The 13,020-nt window shown below is 58.7% G+C and carries 16 protein-coding genes and 1 pseudogene; 9 read left to right on the forward strand and 8 right to left on the reverse strand.

Translation table 11 applies throughout. The features are described 5' to 3' along the window. Together ACR0E6_RS10895 and ACR0E6_RS10900 are read right to left on the reverse strand one after the other, a co-directional pair. Window positions 1–239 (reverse strand): annotated as a pseudogene (locus ACR0E6_RS10895) (hypothetical protein); the annotation flags it as partial. Between the two features lie 54 nt (window positions 240–293). Further along, entirely contained in the window at window positions 294–974 is a 681-nt protein-coding gene (locus ACR0E6_RS10900) for a uroporphyrinogen-III synthase (protein ID WP_480583173.1), read from the reverse strand. A 130-nt stretch (window positions 975–1,104) separates the two neighbouring features. Between ACR0E6_RS10900 and tsaD the strand changes: the two genes are divergently transcribed. From tsaD to ACR0E6_RS10920, 4 genes are read left to right on the forward strand one after another with little or no spacing between them, the layout of a single operon-like run. After that, entirely contained in the window at window positions 1,105–2,202 is a 1,098-nt protein-coding gene (gene tsaD, locus ACR0E6_RS10905; RefSeq protein ID WP_480583176.1) for a tRNA (adenosine(37)-N6)-threonylcarbamoyltransferase complex transferase subunit TsaD, read from the forward strand. Beyond that, window positions 2,199–3,161, forward strand: a complete 963-nt coding sequence (locus ACR0E6_RS10910) for an NAD(P)H-dependent glycerol-3-phosphate dehydrogenase (RefSeq protein ID WP_480583179.1) — start codon at window positions 2,199–2,201, stop codon at window positions 3,159–3,161. The genes tsaD and ACR0E6_RS10910 overlap by 4 nt, the downstream gene beginning before the upstream one ends. 1 nt (window position 3,162) lies before the next feature. Then, window positions 3,163–3,432 (forward strand): YciI family protein, encoded by a 270-nt coding sequence (locus ACR0E6_RS10915; RefSeq protein ID WP_170453314.1) that lies wholly within the window; start codon window positions 3,163–3,165, stop codon window positions 3,430–3,432. Continuing rightward, window positions 3,432–3,854, forward strand: coding sequence for an EVE domain-containing protein (locus ACR0E6_RS10920; RefSeq protein WP_480583182.1), 423 nt, complete (start codon window positions 3,432–3,434; stop codon window positions 3,852–3,854). Before ACR0E6_RS10915 ends, ACR0E6_RS10920 begins: the two co-directional genes overlap by 1 nt. A gap of 225 nt (window positions 3,855–4,079) precedes the next feature. Here the strand turns inward: ACR0E6_RS10920 and ACR0E6_RS10925 are convergent, their stop codons facing one another. After that, the gene (locus ACR0E6_RS10925; protein WP_170453316.1) at window positions 4,080–4,421 is read right to left on the reverse strand and encodes a DUF2853 family protein; all 342 of its coding nucleotides are present in this window, start codon (window positions 4,419–4,421) and stop codon (window positions 4,080–4,082) included. 191 nt (window positions 4,422–4,612) lie between these two features. Between ACR0E6_RS10925 and ACR0E6_RS10930 the strand changes: the two genes are divergently transcribed. Beyond that, a complete protein-coding gene (locus ACR0E6_RS10930; protein WP_480583187.1) occupies window positions 4,613–5,260 on the forward strand; it encodes a DUF899 family protein in 648 nt (215 codons plus the stop codon). A 14-nt stretch (window positions 5,261–5,274) separates the two neighbouring features. Here ACR0E6_RS10930 and ACR0E6_RS10935 read toward each other — a convergent pair whose 3' ends face one another. The 3 genes from ACR0E6_RS10935 to ACR0E6_RS10945 all read right to left on the reverse strand — a co-directional run bounded on the left by ACR0E6_RS10935 (window position 5,275) and on the right by ACR0E6_RS10945 (window position 7,841). After that, the gene (locus tag ACR0E6_RS10935) at window positions 5,275–6,021 is read right to left on the reverse strand and encodes an extensin family protein (protein ID WP_170631632.1); all 747 of its coding nucleotides are present in this window, start codon (window positions 6,019–6,021) and stop codon (window positions 5,275–5,277) included. Between the two features lie 13 nt (window positions 6,022–6,034). Beyond that, the gene (gene ahcY / locus ACR0E6_RS10940; RefSeq protein WP_480583191.1) at window positions 6,035–7,423 is read right to left on the reverse strand and encodes an adenosylhomocysteinase; all 1,389 of its coding nucleotides are present in this window, start codon (window positions 7,421–7,423) and stop codon (window positions 6,035–6,037) included. A 103-nt stretch (window positions 7,424–7,526) separates the two neighbouring features. Then, on the reverse strand, window positions 7,527–7,841 hold the full coding sequence (locus ACR0E6_RS10945; RefSeq protein ID WP_170453319.1) for a hypothetical protein: 315 nt from the start codon (window positions 7,839–7,841) through the stop codon (window positions 7,527–7,529). A gap of 206 nt (window positions 7,842–8,047) precedes the next feature. On the opposite strand from ACR0E6_RS10945, the gene ACR0E6_RS10950 reads away from it, so the two are divergent. The 3 genes from ACR0E6_RS10950 to ACR0E6_RS10960 all read left to right on the forward strand — a co-directional run bounded on the left by ACR0E6_RS10950 (window position 8,048) and on the right by ACR0E6_RS10960 (window position 10,213). Then, window positions 8,048–8,638, forward strand: a complete 591-nt coding sequence (locus ACR0E6_RS10950; protein WP_480583195.1) for an HD domain-containing protein — start codon at window positions 8,048–8,050, stop codon at window positions 8,636–8,638. Between the two features lie 14 nt (window positions 8,639–8,652). Then, window positions 8,653–9,369 carry a DUF2059 domain-containing protein gene (locus ACR0E6_RS10955; protein WP_480583199.1) on the forward strand — a complete coding sequence of 239 codons (717 nt, stop codon included), beginning with the start codon at window positions 8,653–8,655 and terminating at the stop codon, window positions 9,367–9,369. A 283-nt stretch (window positions 9,370–9,652) separates the two neighbouring features. Then, window positions 9,653–10,213 carry a CHAP domain-containing protein gene (locus ACR0E6_RS10960; protein ID WP_480583203.1) on the forward strand — a complete coding sequence of 187 codons (561 nt, stop codon included), beginning with the start codon at window positions 9,653–9,655 and terminating at the stop codon, window positions 10,211–10,213. A gap of 44 nt (window positions 10,214–10,257) precedes the next feature. On the opposite strand, the gene ACR0E6_RS10965 is transcribed toward ACR0E6_RS10960, so the two are convergent. Together ACR0E6_RS10965 and ACR0E6_RS10970 are read right to left on the reverse strand one after the other, a co-directional pair. Next, the gene (locus tag ACR0E6_RS10965; protein ID WP_050604676.1) at window positions 10,258–10,812 is read right to left on the reverse strand and encodes an ActR/PrrA/RegA family redox response regulator transcription factor; all 555 of its coding nucleotides are present in this window, start codon (window positions 10,810–10,812) and stop codon (window positions 10,258–10,260) included. An 80-nt stretch (window positions 10,813–10,892) separates the two neighbouring features. Further along, a complete protein-coding gene (locus ACR0E6_RS10970) occupies window positions 10,893–11,519 on the reverse strand; it encodes an SCO family protein (RefSeq protein WP_170453322.1) in 627 nt (208 codons plus the stop codon). A gap of 90 nt (window positions 11,520–11,609) precedes the next feature. Between ACR0E6_RS10970 and regB the strand changes: the two genes are divergently transcribed. Beyond that, complete coding sequence (gene regB, locus ACR0E6_RS10975; RefSeq protein WP_480583207.1) at window positions 11,610–13,007, forward strand: sensor histidine kinase RegB; 1,398 nt, start codon at window positions 11,610–11,612, stop codon at window positions 13,005–13,007. Window positions 13,008–13,020 lie beyond the last annotated feature (13 nt).

The following is a 13,020-nucleotide window of genomic DNA, read 5'->3' on the forward strand; positions in this document are numbered from 1 at the left end:
GCTTCGGCTTCGGCTTCGGCTTCGGCTTCGGCTTCGGCTTCGGCTTCGGCTTCGGCTTCGGCTTCGGCTTCGGCTTCGGCTTCGGCTTCGGCTTCGGAAGTCAGGTCTTCGCTGGCGTCGTTCTGGTCAACAGCCGCGTCATCAGATTCGACAGTTGGATCGACAGTTGCGCCTTCGGCTACGTCGTCCGATTTCGGGGTTTCCACCGGTTCCTGATCGGTTTTCTTTTTGCCCGCCACCGTCACATTCCCCTTATCGATTCTAAAATCACCAGAACTACAGACTGTTTCAAGTTAATCTGCACCCGGCTCGCCCTCAACCCGCATCGCATGTTTCACAAGCTTTTTAACGGCTTTGCGCATTTTTACGGGCGTCGGCTCTTTGGCGATCTTCAGGCGCGTGTAGCCCAAGGATTTAAGGGGTTCCGCCGTTGCCTGGCTGATCGCGGCCAGCCAAAGGGGCGCGGTTCCGGCCCAGATGTCGGCAAATTGTTGCGCGGTCCGGGGTGAGAATATCGGCGCGATGATTGGCCGATCTGCGTTGCAAACCGCCAAAGCCTCGGCGCTCAGCGGTCGCAGATGTTGCTGGTAAACCGCCTGTTCCCGCGTTGTGACACCCAGTTCTGTCAAACGCTCGGCCACGTTTCCACGGCTGTGTTCGCCGCGCAGATGCAACAGCGGGCTGTGCGGCCGGATCTGTAGCAGGGCCGCCACCAGTTCCTCGGCCGTGCCGCCAACCATCTGCGCCGTCCAGCCTGCGCCTTTGGCGGTGCCGGTCGTGGTCGGACCCACACAATAGGCGGGCAGATCGCGTCTCACCCCCATCGATGCCGCCGCGTTCACCGCATTGGCTGACGAGAAGATAAGCCCCCGCACGTCGGATGTTGAAACCTGCACCGGCAGCGGTTTGATTTCCAGAATGGGGGAATGGATGACGGTCACCCGTGATCTGGTGCGGGTCGGCAGCTGCGCCACAAACCTCTCCGAGGCAGCGCGCGGGCGTGTCATCAACAAATACAACGATCGGCGCCTTTGGCCTTGGGATTGTTTGCATCCGCGCAGGGTGATACCCCGCTTGCCAATCATGATGCAACGGATCGTGCCAATGGTGCAAACACTTACCGTCCTTGGATTGGAAAGCAGCTGCGACGATACTGCGGCCGCCGTGGTGCGCCAGACAGAGGGCGCGCGGGCCGAGATTCTGTCCTCGGTCGTGCATGGCCAGACCGAGCTGCACAGCGCCTATGGCGGCGTCGTGCCCGAGATCGCGGCACGGGCCCATGCCGAGAAGCTGGACACCTGTGTGGTGCAGGCGCTTATGGCTGCGGGATTGGGTCTGGGCGACATGGACGCCATTGCCGTGACCGCAGGGCCGGGCCTGATCGGCGGGGTCATGTCTGGCGTGATGTGCGCCAAGGGGATCAGCGCCGCGACCGGTCTGCCGCTGCTCGGCGTGAATCACCTGGCCGGGCATGCGCTGACCCCGCGGCTGACGGATAACGTGTCGTTCCCCTATCTGATGCTGCTGGTCTCGGGCGGTCATTGCCAGTACCTGATCGCCCACGGCCCCGACGCGTTCACGCGCCTTGGCGGGACAATCGACGATGCGCCCGGTGAGGCGTTCGACAAAACCGCCCGCTTGCTGGGCCTGCCGCAGCCCGGCGGCCCTTCGGTCGAAGCCGAGGCGCGCTCGGGCGATCCCAAGCGGTTCCGGTTTCCGCGCCCCCTGTTGGATCGGCCCGGATGTGACCTGTCTTTCTCGGGGCTCAAAACGGCGCTGATGCGGATGCGCGATCAGATCGTGGCGGAAAAAGGCGGGCTGACCCGGCAGGACCGCGCTGATCTGTGCGCCGGGTTCCAACAGGCGGTTGTGGATACGCTGGCCGAGAAAACCCGTCGCGCGATCGGTCTGTATTTGGAACAAAACCCTGCCGATCCTGTGATCGCAGTGGCCGGGGGTGTGGCCGCAAATTCCGCCATTCGGGCCGCGTTAGAGACTGTTTCTTCCGAACAAGGCGTTTCGTTCACTGCCCCACCGCTGGCCTTGTGTACCGACAACGCGGCGATGATCGCCTATGCCGGGCTTGAACGCTTTCGCACCGGCGCGCAGGATGGTCTGGACCTGACCGCACGTCCACGCTGGCCCTTGGATCAAACCAGCCCGGCGATGCTGGGCAGCGGCAAGAAAGGGGCCAAGGCATGAGCGTTTCAGTACTGGGCTCTGGCGCGTTCGGAACCGCCCTTGCGATTTCTCTGGCAGGCAACGGGCCTGTCACCTTGTGGTCGCGCGACGCAGTGCAAGCCCGCGCCATGCAGGAGACGGCCGAGAACGCACAACGCCTGCCCGGTGTGCCTTTGCCGCCCCAGATCACGGTGACGGCGCAGATCGATCAGGCGTGCCAATCGGATTTGCTGTTGGTCTCGGTGCCTATGCAGCAGTTGCGCGCGGCCTTGACCCAGCACCGAACGGCACTGGCGGGCAAAACCCTGGTCGCCTGCTGCAAGGGGATTGAACTGTCCACTGGTCTTGGCCCGGTGGCGGTGATCCGTGAAACCGTCCCGGATGCCCAACCAGCACTGCTGACCGGGCCCAGTTTTGCCGATGACATCGCGCGCGGCCTGCCTACGGCGCTGACATTGGCCTGCGCAGACGCCTCTACGGGCGAAGACCTGCAAGCCCGGCTGACCACCGCAAACCTGCGCCTTTACCGCACCACCGACACCACCGGGGCCGAGTTGGGCGGCGCGTTGAAAAACGTCATGGCCATCGGCTGCGGCGCTGCTATCGGGGCAGGGTTGGGAGACAGCGCACGGGCTGCCCTGATCACCCGCGGTTTTGCCGAGATGCAGCGCTTTGCCGCCCAGCGCGGGGCGCAACCGGATACGTTGATGGGGCTGTCCGGGTTGGGCGATCTGGTGCTGACCTGTTCATCTGAACTGTCGCGAAACTATCGTTTTGGCCTGTGTTTGGGTCTGAATCAGCCGTTCGACAAGACCACAACCGTCGAAGGTGTCGCCACCGCCCGCGCCATGGCCAAGATCGCCAAGGCCGAGGGTCTGGACATGCCAATCAGCACAACGGTGGCGGAACTCAGCGACGGTGCCTACAGTGTAGCTCAGGCGATTCAGTCCCTGCTGGGTCGGCCGCTTAAGGAGGAATAGAATGCTCATCGCCCTGATCGCCAAAGACAAAGCTGGCGCGCTGCAAACCCGTCTGGACAACCGCGCGGCCCACCTGGCCTATATCGAGGAAACCGGCGTCGTCTCGCAAGCCGGGCCACTGTTGGAGCAAGAGGACATGATCGGATCTCTGGTCATTCTGGATGTCGAGGACATGGCCGAGGCCAAAACCTGGGCTGAAAACGATCCCTATGCTTTGGCGGGGCTGTTCGAGTCGGTCGAGTTGATCCCCTGGAAAAGGGTGATCGGCTGATGGCGTATTGGCTGTTCAAATCCGAACCCTCGACCTGGAGCTGGGATCAGCAGGTCGCCAAGGGCAATGTGGGCGAAGAATGGGATGGCGTACGCAACTATCAGGCACGCAATTTCATGCGGCAGATGGCCGTGGGCGATCGCGGCTTTTTCTATCTTTCGCAAAAGGACAAGGCGATTGTCGGTATCGTCGAGGTCTGCGCCGCAGCCCATCCCGACAGCACCACCGATGACGAACGCTGGGAATGCGTTGACATCAAGGCGGTGCGCCCGTTCGCCGAGCCCGTGACGCTGGATCAGATCAAAGCGGATGAGCGGTTGGCCGAGATGGTGCTGGTCAAAAACTCACGCCTGTCCGTGCAGCCTGTCAGCGATGCGGAATGGGTTACAATCTGTGCTCTGGGCGAAACCCAAGCGGATTGAACGTAAAAAAGGGAAGGCCTTGCACGGCGCAGAACCTTCCCTACCCCACGTGCTCCCTACTCACCACACGTGTATCGAAAATCTGGTTCTGACCGTCCTGGTCACTGGATTGACCATAGCCCGATCCGCGACCGCGTTTCAAACGGCAAGTCCTTAGAATCCAATTCAAATGCAAAACGCCCGCCTTGGGGACAGGCGGGCGTTTGTAATCGTATAGTGCGGGGATCAACCGTAAACGGATTCTTTCCCGAAATGCTTGGTCAGCATGTAATAGACGACCGCGCGGTATTTGTTGCGCTCGGACATGCCATAGGTCTCCATGGCCTTGTTGATCGCTTCCATCAGCTCGGGACCGTCGGACAGGCCCAGTTTCTTGATCAGGAAGTTGTTCTTGACGGTCTCAAGTTCACCTTCCTGGCTGGCCGCCACTGTCGACGCATCCGCGTCATAGATCGCCGGACCGCAACCGATGGTGACCTTTGTCAGCAGGTCCATATCGGGGTCCATCCCACATTTGCCTTTCAGATCTTCAGCGTATTTGGCGATCAAATCGTCGCGTTTGCCCATGTCCCATTCTCCTTAATCCGTTGTCACGGCACTTTTCACCGATGCCCGAGAGACTAGCCTTGCAATGAGATTTCCCAAAAGGGAAAAATCACAAGGTTTCCCCCTAGGCCGAACTTTGCGGAACCTCGCGAATTGATTTTCGTGGATTTTTTATTTAACATTTTTGTTAATTACGAATCCCGGAGGTCCTGATGCCCGTTTCCCTACCCAATGAAACCACCGCATATCGATCCGCTCGTAACGCGCTTCTTTCCGCCGAGCGGGACCTGAGAGCACAGGTTGAAGAGGTCGCGGCCTTGCGCCGTGCTCTGCCTGTCGGGGGCAAGATCCCAGACGACTACGCGTTCCGAAATCTCGCCGGCGAGGCCGCACCGATGTCGTCGCTGTTTGGCGACAAGGATACGCTGATCATCTATTCGCTGATGTACGGACCGGATGCGGAACGCCCCTGCCCGATGTGTTCGGCCTTTCTGGATGGGCTGAACTCTCAGATCCATCATCTGGCGCAAAAGGCATCGGTTGCAGTGGTGGCGCAGAACACGCCCGAAAAACTCCTGTCCCTCAAGGACAAGATGGGTTGGAATGCACTCCCGCTATATTCCGCGCTGGGGACACGGTACCAGAGCGACTATCTGGCCGAGACCGAAGGGGGTGACCAGCTTCCCATCCTGAATGTCTTTCAGCGCCTTTCGGACGGAATTCACCATTTCTGGAGTTCCGAGCTGTTCTTTGAACCCAGCGATTGGCATCCCCGGCATGTGGATGCGGCGTGGCCATTGTGGAATGTTCTGGATTTCACACCACAGGGCCGCGGAGATTTCATGCCCTCCCTACGCTGAAACGGCGCGCTCGGCTATCGGCAATAGCCCCAGCCGGGCCCCTGAAGGTGAAAATGATCGGCATGCAAGCGATTGAAATCAGGGCCCAGCACCACGCGAAACCAATCACATGCGCCGCGCCCGATCTGACGCAGAAAATCGGCCTCGGGGCTGGGTTCGGTCCAGTCGTCCAACAGGTTCAGCACGCGCCCGTCGGCCAGGGTGACGCCAATGATGTCAATCGAATCCGCAGTGGCATGGCTGCTCCACCCGCTGTTTTCACCTTGAGCGGTGCGCATGCGGCGGCAGTTATAGCTGCCCAGATGGCGCAGGGACCGGACCGTAGTGCCCAGAATCTCCTGCGCGGCTGGCTGGACCACGTGATGTTCCCACATCGCCAGACGCAGGGCAGTGGTGCAGCGTGTCTCAACAGCCGCGACCTTGGCTGAGGTCAGTTGCGACAACGCGCCCCGACCAGCAATGCCGCAGTTCTGATCAACGACCAGATCCTCCATCGGTTCAAACGCCACACCCGCGTCGGACAGGGCCGCCCGGCACTGCGCCTCATCCGCCAGCGCCCGGTTCAATTGGTATCTGGTAACTGGTGTGACCCGGGCTTTCACGGTCAGATCCCGCATCGGATTCCAATGCGATGGAACAGGCGATTGCGGATGGGACAGCAACAGATACCCGCCCGAACCAACAAGAAATAGAAATACGATGATCGAAAAGAAAGACGCCGCCAGATACGAAATCCGGCGGCGTCCTGTGCGTTTGCTCATACCCGATCCGCGATCAGTAGCGGTAATGCTCGGGCTTATAGGGGCCTTCCGGCGCAACACCGATATAGGCCGCTTGTTCATTATCCATCTTGGTCAGTTTCACACCGATGCGGTCCAGATGCAGGCGCGCGACTTTCTCATCCAGATGCTTGGGCAGGATGTAGACCTTGTTTTCGTACTGATCGCCTTTGGTGAACAGCTCGATCTGCGCCAGAACCTGGTTGGTGAAAGACGCCGACATCACGAAAGACGGGTGCCCGGTGGCGTTGCCGAGGTTCAGCAGGCGACCTTCGGACAGCAGGATGATGCGATTGCCCGAGGGCATCTCGATCATGTCCACCTGTTCCTTGATGTTGGTCCATTTGTGGTTCTTCAGGCTGGCCACCTGAATTTCGTTGTCGAAGTGGCCGATATTGCCGACGATGGCCATATCCTTCATCGCGCGCATATGCTCGATGCGGATCACGTCCTTGTTGCCGGTGGTGGTGATGAAGATATCCGCGCTTTCAACTTCGTCTTCCAGCAGGGTCACTTCGAACCCGTCCATCGCGGCCTGCAGCGCGCAGATCGGATCAACTTCGGTCACTTTCACACGGGCGCCAGCACCGCGCAGCGAGGCGGCCGAGCCTTTGCCCACGTCGCCATAGCCGCACACAACAGCGACCTTACCAGCCATCATGGTGTCGGTGGCGCGGCGGATGCCGTCAACCAGCGATTCCTTGCAGCCATATTTGTTGTCGAACTTCGACTTGGTGACACTGTCATTCACGTTGATCGCCGGGAACGGCAGGTGGCCGTCTTTCACCAGCTGGTACAGACGATTCACGCCGGTAGTGGTTTCCTCGGAGACACCCTGAATCTGGTCGCGCATCTTGGTGAACCAACCGGGCGAGGCCGCCATGCGCTTGGCGATCTGCTTCTTGATCACCTCTTCCTCTTCCGAACCGGGAACGGGGATGATGTCCTCACCCGCTTCGGCGCGTGCGCCCAGCAGGATATACAGCGTGGCGTCGCCACCATCGTCCAGGATCATGTTGGGACCGTCTTCAAACAGGAAGGATTTGTCCAGATAATCCCAATGCTCTTCCAGCGTCTGGCCTTTGATGGCAAAGACCGGAATGCCCGCCTCGGCAATCGCTGCCGCCGCATGGTCCTGGGTCGAGAAGATGTTGCACGACGCCCAGCGCACATCCGCGCCAAGTGCTGTCAGCGTTTCGATCAGAACGGCTGTCTGGATGGTCATGTGCAGCGAACCGACGATGCGCGCGCCCGACAAAGGCTTGCTGTCGCCATATTCCGCACGCAAGGACATCAGCCCCGGCATTTCGGTTTCGGCGATATCCAGTTCCTTGCGGCCAAACCCGGCCAGCGAAATGTCTTTAACGATATAGTCCCCGGCCATCTGGCGCTCCATTTTTTCGGTCAATCACACTTGGCTGCCCCTAACATCCCTTGGGGCAGGTGGCAATGTGGATGTCCGAAAACGGAGTGTTACGCCAGTTTTATCAGCTTGGCGTGCCGTCAACTTTGACTTTCGGGATCGCTTCGAAAAAATCGGTGCCAACGGCGACAATACAGGAAATGCCGTTCGCCTGGGTCACCAAAACGGTATAACTGCCCGTTTCTTTTGAGGTCCAAACCTCCATGACCGACTGCGCGCCGCGTGTTTTCTGCAAACCGCCAAAAGCCAGCTCTTCCGAGTAACTCTTCTGCAATCTGTCAATCACATGCTCGCGCTCTGCACAGGTTCGGGCAAAGGCGGGCGGGGCCGTGGCGGCCATGCCAAAAGTCAGGGCAATTGCAAATAAACGCTTGAACATAACTTGCTCCTTTCACTTCGCGTTGCATTTGTGAGAGGCGCACACCGGGAGAAGCGTGTGCCCCCCTCGGTTTTTATGTCGGGATCGAGTGGTGATGTTTCAAAGCACGAACGCTCAAGAAAACGTTGGCAGCAAGTGATCCTGACAGGTACATCATAGCAGAAAAATACGATTTTAATGTGTCCCACTTCACAAGGCATGGCAGAATGGCAACACAACCCCGAGCATGGCAGAGGATGCTGTCAGGCCGCAGGCTGGACCTGCTGGACCCGACCCCGGTGGATATCGAGATCGAAGATATCGCGCATGGTCTGGCCTTTGTGGCGCGTTGGAACGGGCAGACAAACGGCGATTTCGCCTATTCCGTGGCCGAGCATTCCCTGCTGGTCGAAGAGATTTTTGGCCGTATAGCCCCCAAAGCACCCACGAAATGGCGACTTGCAGCCCTGTTACACGACGCGCCGGAATATGTGATTGGCGACATGATCTCACCCGTCAAATCCGCCGTCGGCCCGGACTATGGCGCGCTGGATGACCGTCTGGCGGCGGCGATCCATATCCGGTTCGGGTTGCCGGCCGAGGTGCCGAAAACGGTGAAACGGCAGATCAAGAAAGCCGACAAGATCAGCGCCTGGATGGAGGCGACGCAGATTGCTGGCTTTTCCGAGGCTGAGGCGACGAAGTTCTTCGGTCGTCCGGATCGGGCGGTGATGGAGGGGCTGACGATCACGCTACGCCCGCCGGTTGAGGTAAGAGAAGCGTATGTGGCACGGCATAGCGCGTTGCTAGAGAGATAGTAGGAAGTTTCGAGATGAATAGGCTGTGTTTCACAGTGATTTTATTGTGCTGCCTTGCACTTACGGCATCTGCATCTCCAGAAGACGATGCGAAATATATCGCTAGCCAACGGTTTCTAGAAGAAGAACTTCGCACGATGAGAACCAATGCTTCAAAGTATTATGTTAGGTACCTCGATAGTCTGTTGAGAAACCACAACATAAGAGTAAGAGATGCCGAGCGCCTCGAAATCCTTGTTCCTAGTGAAATCACAGATGTTGCCATCGACGAGCAGCTTGACGATTTTGCCAAATCATATCTTAAGACATTCGATGCACAGCAATTAAGCGAGATCAAATCCTTTTACCAAACCGGTGTCTGGCAAAAACTAAGAAGACTTAGTTACAAGGAGTGTAAGGCAGAGGCAGCAGACAGAATTGTTATTTCTCCTCTGGCTTGGGGATATGAAGAAACTAAAATCCGCCATTTTCTTTCACCTCAAGAGTTCAGGGATTTTCGATACTTCTTCGAAAGCGAAACCGGAAAGGCCTTCGGCGCGAGTTCTGAGCACCAAGTTTCTTGTAGTGATGGACTTATGACGACGGGCGTGTTTTCTCTACGAAGCGGTGAGGCGGCAATAAGAACAGAGTTTGTACTCAGCGCGCTCAAAACAAAGGGGCTTTTCTGGTTCTCCAACCCAATAGCTCGCAAGGATTTTATTGCAAAACTCGAGAGCGAGATAAAACACTAGTTGATCAAAAAGCGCGCTCAAGAGACAATAATCACCTACGACTACACGCCGCCAAATTCCACTACTATGTCCGGCATGCATTCTCAGACGTCGCGCCGTCTCGAACAAGCTGTGCCCATGTCAGGTAGTCAAACACTTCGTTATTTTCCCCTTCTGGCCCGGCTATTGTCCTATTTGTGTAACAAAGAACCGGCGAAATCTTGCCACGAGCTGACAGGCCTCTTTTCACAACCCATCGGATCCCCCTAAAACTCACGTGTCTTCGAATGGACAGTGAAGATTCTTGAGCACCGGCACACGCAAAACAGACACGACTTGGCCGCGCTTGTCCGGCACAATCCGCACCGCAATCGTGGTGGGGCTTTTGAGTCTGGTCTCTGCTTGCGCCCAAGGTCCAACCGATTTGGAACTCGATCCGGAACGTCAGTCCATGGCGCTGCGCGAGGTCTCGCAAAAGCAGGCTCGGGGGCAGAGGGTGTGGTGCGTGCCCTATGCGCGCGACCTCAGCGGTATCGAAATTCGCGGCAATGCCAAGGATTGGTGGGGCAAGGCGCGCAGTGGTTTCGCGCGGGGCAATGAACCGGTTGTCGGTTCGGTCATGTCGTTTCGGGCAACCCGCGGGATGCCGCTGGGCCATGTGGCTGTCGTGTCCGACGTTGTGACCGAGCGGGAAGTCATCGTGAACCACGCCAACTGGCACCGCAACAAGGTGTCGTTGAAGATGGGCGTGAGGGATGTGTCCAAAAACAACGACTGGACGCTGGTTCGGGTCGAAAGCCTACCGGGTCAGTATGGCAGTTTGTACCCGGTGAACGGGTTCATCTATCCGAAGTCTGGCGAGTAGTCTAAAAGACTACGCTTTGAACAGACCAGTCAAAGCTCTGCTTTTTACCGAGGGCTACGCTTCGCCAAAATCCGTTGCAACGTCCGGCGGTGCATGTTCAGCCGACGCGCCGTCTCGGAAACATTGCGGTCGCACAGCTCATAGACCCGCTGGATATGCTCCCACCGCACGCGGTCGGCGCTCATGGGGTTTTCCGGCGGCGGGGGCAGTTCATCACCCTTGGCCAGCAGCGCGTTGGTGATGTCGGTGGCGTCGGCGGGCTTTGACAGGTAGTCGGTTGCGCCGATCTTCACAGCCGCCACTGCGGTTGCAATCGCACCATAGCCGGTCAGTACAACAACCCGGCTGTCGGGGCGCTTTTCACGCAAAACCTCGACCACATCCAGACCATTGCCATCCTCAAGCCGCAGATCGACAACTGCATAGGCGGGCGGACGGGCGGTAGAGATCGCGCGACCTGCGGCGACGGAACCGGCGGTTTCAACCTCGAACCCGCGCTTTTCCATGGCCTTGGCCAGACGTCTCAGAAACGGCTCGTCATCATCCACCAGAAGCAGGGATTTGTCAGGGCCGATATCAAGCTGAGAACTGTCTGCCATTCTTGGGTCTTTCCGCTATGTCATGCCGTTGGCTTGAACAAGAGTAATAGCAGCGCGGGAACAAAGGTCAAACAACCTTGTCAGGACGCGCCTTGATCGAGGAAACAGCCAACCTTGTCGGCCATCTGCTGGGCGGTGTCGTCGCGCTTGAAGAACTCCAGAAACCCATCCTCGGGCGTCACCAGATAGGTGAATGTCGAATGATCGACCAGATAGTATTCATCGCTTTTGTCATGGGCCTTGTAATAGGTCTTGTAGGCCTGACTGGCGGCCTTGACCTGTTCGGGCGATCCCGTCAGCGCGATGGTTTTGCCACCCAGGTTGAAGGCATAGTCGCCGACCACCTCGGGCGTGTCCCGATCCGGATCGATCGAGATGAACAGGGGCGTCGTGGAATACCCGCGCCCGGCCAGAATATCGACCGCCTCTGCGTTGCGGGACATATCGAACGGGCAGACATCGGGGCAGAAGGTATAGCCGAAATAAACCAGCGTCGGTTCGGTGATCACATCTGCGTCAGTCACCGTCTCGCCCTTGCCGTTGATCAGCTCGAACGGCCCGCCAATGGCCGCTGTGCCCCCGGCGATCTGGCTGGACCGGCATTGCGCGAACTTGTCGTCCGAACCCGACCCTTGGGTCAAAAGCCACATGGCCCCAAGGCCAATAGCCAGAACAACGGTTGCGAGAACAGCATACAGGCGGGTCATGGCGATTATCCGTGCGCAAGGGGTTGTTGATCGTTTCGGCCGGGACACCTATCAAGATGAACAGCCGATGCAACAGGACATAATCGACCGATGGCAGATTCCAACCAGACGTTTTGGCGCGGCCAGGAGCGCAGCAGCTGGATCCGGCTGCGCACGCTGATCCTGCTGCGTTGGGTGGCCATCGTGGGACAGATCACCGCGATCACCGTGGCCCAGCAAACCTATCATGTGCAGCTTGAGGTCGGGCTGTGCTATCTGGCCATCGGTGTTTCGGTCATGGGCAACCTGACCGCGATTTTCCTGTTCCCGCAGAACAAGCGCCTGACCGAGTTCGAAAACTTCCTGATGGTGCTGTTCGACCTGATGCAACTGGCGTTTCTGCTGTACCTGACCGGCGGTCTGAACAATCCGTTTGCCCTGCTGTTGCTGGGGCCCGTCACCATCTCGGCCAATGTCATGAGCACACGGTCCACTTTGATCGTTGGTGGCGTTGCCATCATACTCGCCACCTTGCTGGCCCAATTTCACCTGCCCCTGCGCACCGATATCGGGCTGATTCTGCGCATTCCGGATATTCTTCTGTTCGGCAACTGGGCCGCGATCCTGATCGCCATCGTGTTCATCGGCGCTTATTCGCACCGCGTCAGTTCCGAGGTGCAATCCATGTCCGAGGCGCTGTCGGCCACCCATATGGCCCTGGCGCGTGAGCAGAAGCTGACCGATCTGGGCGGTGTGGTTGCCGCTGCCGCACACGAATTAGGGACGCCTCTGGCCACGATCAAACTGACCAGTTCCGAGTTGATCGAAGAGCTGGATGACCGACCCGACCTGAAAGAAGACGCCGCGTTGATCCGCGAACAGGCCGACCGCTGCCGCGATATCCTGCGCGATATGGGCCGGGCCGGGAAGGATGACCTGCATCTGCGGCAGGCCCCGATCTCGACCGTGGTGCATGAGGCCGCAGAACCGCATATCGAGCGCGGCAAGATAGTTCACTTCGCCGAAGGCCCGGCACAGGATGGGGACGTGCAACAGCCCTCGATCCTGCGCAAACCCGAGATCATTCATGGCCTGCGCAACCTGATCCAGAACGCGGTGGATTTCTCGCGCGCCAATGTCTGGGTCGAGGCGCATTGGACCACGGATCAGATCACCGTCAGCATCATGGATGACGGTCGCGGCTACCCCTCGCACCTGATTGGGCGGATCGGGGATCCGTTTATGCGCCGTCGCCGGGCCGAGACCGATCAGCGCGCCCGCCCGGAATACGAAGGGATGGGGCTGGGCCTGTTCATCGCCAAGACCCTGCTGGAACGCAGCGGGGCCGAACTGGAATTTGCCAACGGATCGGACCCCTATCAGCACCTGTCCGACAATCCCGCCCACAAGGGCGCGATTGTGCGGGTGTCCTGGCCGCGCAAGCTGATTGACGCGCAAAAGGGCGACACGCCGGTGCCTTCGGGCAGCAACCAGCACATCCAGGTCTGAATTAACAGACCGT

The sequence above is a fragment of the Ruegeria sp. AP12 genome (assembly GCF_056540025.1).

Coding starts and splice junctions, on each gene's coding strand:
- ACR0E6_RS10910 (WP_480583179.1), top strand. CDS start 2,199: ATGAGCGTTTCAGTACTGGGCTCTGGCGCGTTCGGAACCGCCCTTGCG.
- ACR0E6_RS10965 (WP_050604676.1), bottom strand. CDS start 10,812: ATGGCAGACAGTTCTCAGCTTGATATCGGCCCTGACAAATCCCTGCTT.
- ACR0E6_RS10915 (WP_170453314.1), top strand. CDS start 3,163: ATGCTCATCGCCCTGATCGCCAAAGACAAAGCTGGCGCGCTGCAAACC.
- ACR0E6_RS10955 (WP_480583199.1), top strand. CDS start 8,653: ATGAATAGGCTGTGTTTCACAGTGATTTTATTGTGCTGCCTTGCACTT.
- ACR0E6_RS10935 (WP_170631632.1), bottom strand. CDS start 6,021: ATGAGCAAACGCACAGGACGCCGCCGGATTTCGTATCTGGCGGCGTCT.
- ACR0E6_RS10930 (WP_480583187.1), top strand. CDS start 4,613: ATGCCCGTTTCCCTACCCAATGAAACCACCGCATATCGATCCGCTCGT.
- ACR0E6_RS10970 (WP_170453322.1), bottom strand. CDS start 11,519: ATGACCCGCCTGTATGCTGTTCTCGCAACCGTTGTTCTGGCTATTGGC.
- ACR0E6_RS10920 (WP_480583182.1), top strand. CDS start 3,432: ATGGCGTATTGGCTGTTCAAATCCGAACCCTCGACCTGGAGCTGGGAT.
- ACR0E6_RS10945 (WP_170453319.1), bottom strand. CDS start 7,841: ATGTTCAAGCGTTTATTTGCAATTGCCCTGACTTTTGGCATGGCCGCC.
- tsaD (WP_480583176.1), top strand. CDS start 1,105: ATGGTGCAAACACTTACCGTCCTTGGATTGGAAAGCAGCTGCGACGAT.
- ACR0E6_RS10925 (WP_170453316.1), bottom strand. CDS start 4,421: ATGGGCAAACGCGACGATTTGATCGCCAAATACGCTGAAGATCTGAAA.
- ACR0E6_RS10950 (WP_480583195.1), top strand. CDS start 8,048: ATGGCAACACAACCCCGAGCATGGCAGAGGATGCTGTCAGGCCGCAGG.
- regB (WP_480583207.1), top strand. CDS start 11,610: ATGGCAGATTCCAACCAGACGTTTTGGCGCGGCCAGGAGCGCAGCAGC.
- ahcY (WP_480583191.1), bottom strand. CDS start 7,423: ATGGCCGGGGACTATATCGTTAAAGACATTTCGCTGGCCGGGTTTGGC.